The organism is Nitrososphaera sp. (assembly GCF_050748925.1).
GTDB lineage: Archaea > Thermoproteota > Nitrososphaeria > Nitrososphaerales > Nitrososphaeraceae > Nitrososphaera.
In genome coordinates this window covers 1-4,995 of record NZ_JBOGQF010000125.1, presented here as the reverse complement: position 1 = coordinate 4,995, position 4,995 = coordinate 1, and the positions used below count along the sequence as shown (strand labels likewise).

The 4,995-nt window shown below is 56.7% G+C and carries 8 protein-coding genes; all 8 read left to right on the top strand.

Features of this window, described 5'->3' with window-relative positions:
- The coding region (locus tag ACREAY_RS09695; RefSeq protein ID WP_431755570.1) for a hypothetical protein at positions 1-450 on the top strand (450 nt) is incomplete at its 5' end.
- Positions 443-913: a flagellin gene (locus ACREAY_RS09690; RefSeq protein WP_431755569.1), complete on the top strand. Its 471-nt coding sequence runs from the start codon at positions 443-445 to the stop codon at positions 911-913. The genes ACREAY_RS09695 and ACREAY_RS09690, both read left to right, overlap by 8 nt.
- 17 nt (positions 914-930) lie before the next feature.
- A complete protein-coding gene (locus ACREAY_RS09685) occupies positions 931-1,461 on the top strand; it encodes a hypothetical protein (protein WP_431755568.1) in 531 nt (176 codons plus the stop codon).
- A complete protein-coding gene (locus tag ACREAY_RS09680; RefSeq protein ID WP_431755567.1) occupies positions 1,461-2,165 on the top strand; it encodes an ATPase domain-containing protein in 705 nt (234 codons plus the stop codon). The genes ACREAY_RS09685 and ACREAY_RS09680 overlap by 1 nt, the downstream gene beginning before the upstream one ends.
- A 5-nt stretch (positions 2,166-2,170) precedes the next feature.
- Positions 2,171-3,676 carry a flagellar assembly protein FlaJ gene (locus ACREAY_RS09675; RefSeq protein WP_431755566.1) on the top strand — a complete coding sequence of 502 codons (1,506 nt, stop codon included), beginning with the start codon at positions 2,171-2,173 and terminating at the stop codon, positions 3,674-3,676.
- 57 nt (positions 3,677-3,733) lie between these two features.
- Positions 3,734-4,015, top strand: a complete 282-nt coding sequence (locus ACREAY_RS09670; RefSeq protein ID WP_431755565.1) for a hypothetical protein — start codon at positions 3,734-3,736, stop codon at positions 4,013-4,015.
- Positions 4,012-4,302, top strand: a complete 291-nt coding sequence (locus ACREAY_RS09665) for a hypothetical protein (protein WP_431755564.1) — start codon at positions 4,012-4,014, stop codon at positions 4,300-4,302. The genes ACREAY_RS09670 and ACREAY_RS09665 overlap by 4 nt, the downstream gene beginning before the upstream one ends.
- The coding region (locus tag ACREAY_RS09660) for an RAD55 family ATPase (protein WP_431755563.1) at positions 4,303-4,995 on the top strand (693 nt) is incomplete at its 3' end.

The window sequence follows — 4,995 nt, the reverse complement described above, 5'->3', positions numbered from 1 at the left end:
GTGTTCGAGCAGCCGATTCCCGAGATTGCAATGCCGGGAGGCGACGTTCCGATGGTAGACGTCAAACAGTTTAATGGAAATGGAAATAATCACTCTGGCCAGATCTTTTCTGGCGGCCTGACTCTGGGCAAGCTGATGTCGATGGTATCCATGCTTGAAAAGCTCCTCCGGGACATGGGGCCGGACGACCTTGAGGCCCTGATAGGGCAGTACAGGCAGTTTGGCCTAAAGACGGAAGACGAGGTGTCGATATACAACGTGGTAGGCATGCTGAAGGACTTTGGCATGTCGGCAGACGAGGTCATGGTCAGGCTGTACAGGCTGGGCCAGGTGATGGGCATCAAAGACCCGCAGGCGGACCTGGAATATGCCAAGCTGCAGGCAAGGACAAAGTCAAGAAAAATTCCTGCAGAGGCGAGCAAGGAGAGGAGGGCGGCCTTCGATGGTTAGCGTAGGCATCAGCGAGGGCATCATGCTGATGGCGTCAGTCATCGTCGCGACCTCTCTGTCGGGCATGGTGATAGGCAAGACCAGCGCCCTGAACTCGGCGTTCACGGTCTCGTCAGAAGCGCAAAAGGACCTCATACTGACCAAGATCAAGATAGTGTACGCGGCAGGCAACAGCACGTCGCCGGCAGTCAAGGTCTGGGTGAAAAACACCGGCAGCACGCCGCTTGCAAACACGGACAAGCTGGACGTCTACTTTGGCAAGATAGGCTCGTCATCCAAGGTGCCGTACAACGCCGGCTCGGCGCCAAAGTGGGTCTACAGCACGGCCGTGACGCAGTGGCAGGTCAAGGACACAGTCCAGATAGACATCACGAGCTCGGCAAACCTGTCTGCCAGCAGCACGTACGTGGTGAGGATAGCGACGCCAAACGGCGTCACCGACGAGTACCTGTTCTCGACGTAACAACAGGAGGTCAATACATGGGAATAAGCAATGCACTAGCAGGGGGGATAATCATGATGGGGCTAGTGTACGTGCTGCTCTCCGTCCCGGGCCTGGTTGACAGGCATTTTGCGGTAAGCAACGCGCTCTTGCAGAGGACGCAGGCAGACGACCTGGCGCAAAAGACGTCGATAACGATATCATCGCTGTCGCTCGCGTCAGCCGACATCGTGAGCGTCAGCGTCTCCAACAGCGGCAACACAAAGCTGTGGGAGTACTCGAAGTTCACCGTTATTGCTACTTACGACGCCGACATATCCGGCTCAAGGGTCAAGACCACTGAGCAGCTGGCGTACGGCGGCATAGCGGCAAGCCCCGGCGCCGGCCAGTGGGTGCTGCACTCGTTTGACCCGGCCATAGACTCGTACGTTGACCCGCAGGTGGTGAACCCCGGCGAGCAGTTTGTCATACGGTTCAAACCGCAGGGCACGATACACGCAAGCCCTTCGGTGCTCGTGGCAATGTCGACTGAAAATGGGGCGGTGACTAGCAGGGGAGGCGTGCTCTAGTGGTAAGGACGGTTTCAACAAGCAACGAAGAAGTCGACAGGCAGATAGGCGGGGGCCTGCCGCTGCCGTCGCTGGTGCTCATCGAAGGCGAGCACGGGACCGGCAAGAGCGCGCTCACGGCGCAATTCATGAAGGGGATGCTTGACGCCAAGCTCAAGGTGCTATACATCACGACAGAGAGCAACATCAAAGAATACATTGCAAAGATGAAAAAGATCACGTTTGACTTTAGCCACGCGTTTTTGCAAAACAGGCTCTACATCCTACAGGTGCAGGCCGACGGCATCACATGGTCGGAGGACCTGTCCAAGTACTTGCTGCCGGTAGTCGCGCGCTACATGAGCGTTAACCAGAAAAAATACGACGTGGTGGTCATCGATTCGCTGTCGGTGCTCAGCATGCACTCTGACGCCAACACCGTCATGGACTTTTTCACGCGCTGCAAGCACATGGTAGCAAACGGCATGTCAATCGTGATGACCTTGCACCCCGGCGCGGTGAGCCAGGACGTGGCGCTCCGGATACGGTCGACGTGCGACGGCTACCTAAAGATCCAGAACGCGATTGTCAGCGGCAGGAGCGTCAAGGTGATGGAAGTCGTGAAACTGATAGGCTCGTCGTCGCAGGTGACATCGCAGTTCAGCTTCGAAGTCGACCTGAACTTTGGGATAAAGATAGTGCCGATATCGATGGCCAACGCATAGGAGAGATGGGAATGGCCCTTGACCTGAAAAAAATGCTCCCGTTCCTGCCTGCGTCCGGCGCCAAGTCGAGCACGCTTGACGACACGATGGTGTATTTCGTCACCTTCCTCTATTCTCTGGCGACTGCCGAGATCTCGCCTTCCAACCTTCTAAAGACTGCCGGCGACGCGGGCTATGGCACGTACTCCAAGGTGGTGACTGACATCTACAACCTTGGCATGAAGTGGCAGTACGGCATAGCCAGCGCGGCCGGCATCATCGCGTCGCAGCTGCAGAACGAGGACTTCAAGCTCTTTTTGATGAAGCTCGAGCAGGTGGTGAGGCTAGGCGACAGCCTGCGCGACTTTTTGAAAAGCGAGATGGGCGCTGTCGTCAACGCGTACGCCAACGCCTATGAGCGCAGCATGGAGTCTTTGAAGCTACTGCTGGGCATGTTCTCGACTCTCATGTCTACCGCGTCTTTCATGATTGCGGCCATGATGATAATGTCGATGATAGGCGGAGGGGGCGACGACTCGGTCATCCTCCTCGTGACGTTTGCAGTCATCTCGGGCCTCAGCACCTATGCGCTGATGATGTACATGATGTTCCCAAAGGACAAGGTCTTTAACGAGAACAGCAGCCACATGGCGCCGTTCAAGCGCGTATTCATGCCGGCCGCCGGCGCGTCCGTGGCGATATGCATCGCCCTGCTGTTTGTTCCAGGGCTCCCGAGGGAGCTGGCGGTGACTGCCGCCGGCGCGCCCCTCATCTGGCCGGGCTTTCTGGCAAGGCGCATGGAGGGCAAGCTGAAGAAACTCGACGACTCGTATCCGTCCTTCATACGGCACCTGACAGAGATCTACTCCACCGTCGGGTCGCTTGGCCAGGCGCTGAGGACGGTCATGAAGAGCGACTTTGGCGGCCTGTCTGTGCACGCAAGGTCGATGCTCAATCGGGTGCAGAACAGGGTCGCCATGGAAGACGCGTTCGACCTGTTCTCGATAGACACCGGCAACGCGCTCGTGACTTCAAGCAACAAAGTAGTGTCGGTGTCGATGGTCAAGGGAGGCAACATGTCAGCGGTCGGCCAGGAGCTTGCCGCGCTCACTTCGCGGTTTATCGAGCTGCGCAAAAAGCGGCAGCAACTTGGAAAGGCGTTCGAGTCGACCGTCCTTATACTCCACGTACTCACCGTGGCGGTGTTGAGCTTCATGAAAGGCGTGTTCCAGTTCTTTTCGCAGATATTCACAAACATCGACGCGTCGCTGGGCGCGTCAGTCATCCAGCCGGTGCCGCCGGACACCATGAACATCGTCATGCCGGTGATGATAGTCGCCCTTGCGTGCATCAACGGGCTCGTGATCAAGGTGTCGCAGGGCGGCATGTTCAAGACCGTGTGGTTCAACATAGGCATCCTGCTCCTGATAGGTGGCATCGTGTCGTTTGGCACCCAGCAGTTCGTGGGCCAGATGTTTGGCGACATCATTGGCAGCAACCCGTTTGCCGACCTCGAGGCGGTCGCGCCGTAGCGTATGTAAATTGTGAGACTTGCTTGCGCATATTAGAACTGGGCTGCAACCATTACCATGAACGAGATAATGAATGCGGTAGTCGACACATTCAGAGTTTTCGGGCCCGACACTTCAAAGGTACTTTTGTTTCATTTTGAGCACCGGTTCGGCCTAAAGCCGGACGAGATACCTTCAAGGCCCGAACAGCTGCACCTGATACTTGACGAGCTGTTTGGCAGCTTTTCCCGCTCCATGGAGCAGTCCATATGCAGCCAGATAAGGAGGTCAAACCCGTCCCACAGCTCGGAATTTCTGCAGTATTTTGAGCACCAGTCAATGGAGGTAAAGGCAGCTTGAGCACGTCAATAGAGATAGTGAACGCCATACTTTCGTCCGTCAACACCGTGGAACTGATGAAGCTGTTCCAGAAAAACCCGAACCTCATAGACACAATGGAAGGCGTCGCCAAGAGGATAGGCCAGAATGCATCGCAGGTGGAAAACGACGTCAACAAGCTCGTCGATCTCGGCGTTCTGGTCAAGGTCCCCTCCGGCAAGGCCACCATCCTCGTGCTTGACAAAAAGAGGGCCAAGGAGATAGACTCCAAGATAGAGAGCATGCTAGGACGGCAGGAGGGCGTCTAAATGACCCGCGGGCGCTCGCCGACCGGCATACCCGAGTTTGACGCCATGCTCAACGGCGGTTTCATGAAGGGAGACTGCGCGCTCGTGTCAGGCGCCGCAGGCACGGGCAAGACCAACCTGGCGCTCCAGTTCCTGTTCAACGGCGTCAACAAGTACGGCGAAAACGGCGTCTACGTCACGTTTGAGCAGATGCCGGACCAGATCTACCGCGACGCCAAGACGCTTGGCATGAACCTGGAGAAACTGGAATCAGAGAACAGGCTCAAGGTAATCTCGACGTCGCCTGAAGTGCTCGTGCAAAACCCGGACATGATAGCCGACTTTGCCCCGGACAGGGTCGAGAGGATTGTAATCGACTCCATAAGCTACTTTGAGCTGACGCGCAAAAACGTCAGAGACGAGATATACACGCTGATACGGCACCTGAAAACCAAGGGCACCACGTCGATGCTCCTTCACGAGGCGCAGACGGACATACTGCACGGCCTTGGGCCCCACGAGCACGGCCTCTCTTTTTTGGCAGACTGCGTCGTCGTGCTGAAATACGTGGAGATAGAGTCGGCAATCCGCAGGGCCGTGGCGATACTAAAGATGCGCGGCAGCGACCACGAAAAGCTGCTGCGCGAGATCAAGATAACGGCAAGGGGCATCGAAGTTGGAGGGGCGTTTGAGCAGTGGGAAGGCGTCATGAGC

Bases quoted from the DNA above. Each gene is read 5' to 3' on its own strand.
- ACREAY_RS09690 (WP_431755569.1), top strand. From the start codon at position 443: ATGGTTAGCGTAGGCATCAGCGAGGGCATCATGCTGATGGCGTCAGTC.
- ACREAY_RS09685 (WP_431755568.1), top strand. From the start codon at position 931: ATGGGAATAAGCAATGCACTAGCAGGGGGGATAATCATGATGGGGCTA.
- ACREAY_RS09670 (WP_431755565.1), top strand. From the start codon at position 3,734: ATGAACGAGATAATGAATGCGGTAGTCGACACATTCAGAGTTTTCGGG.
- ACREAY_RS09675 (WP_431755566.1), top strand. From the start codon at position 2,171: ATGGGAATGGCCCTTGACCTGAAAAAAATGCTCCCGTTCCTGCCTGCG.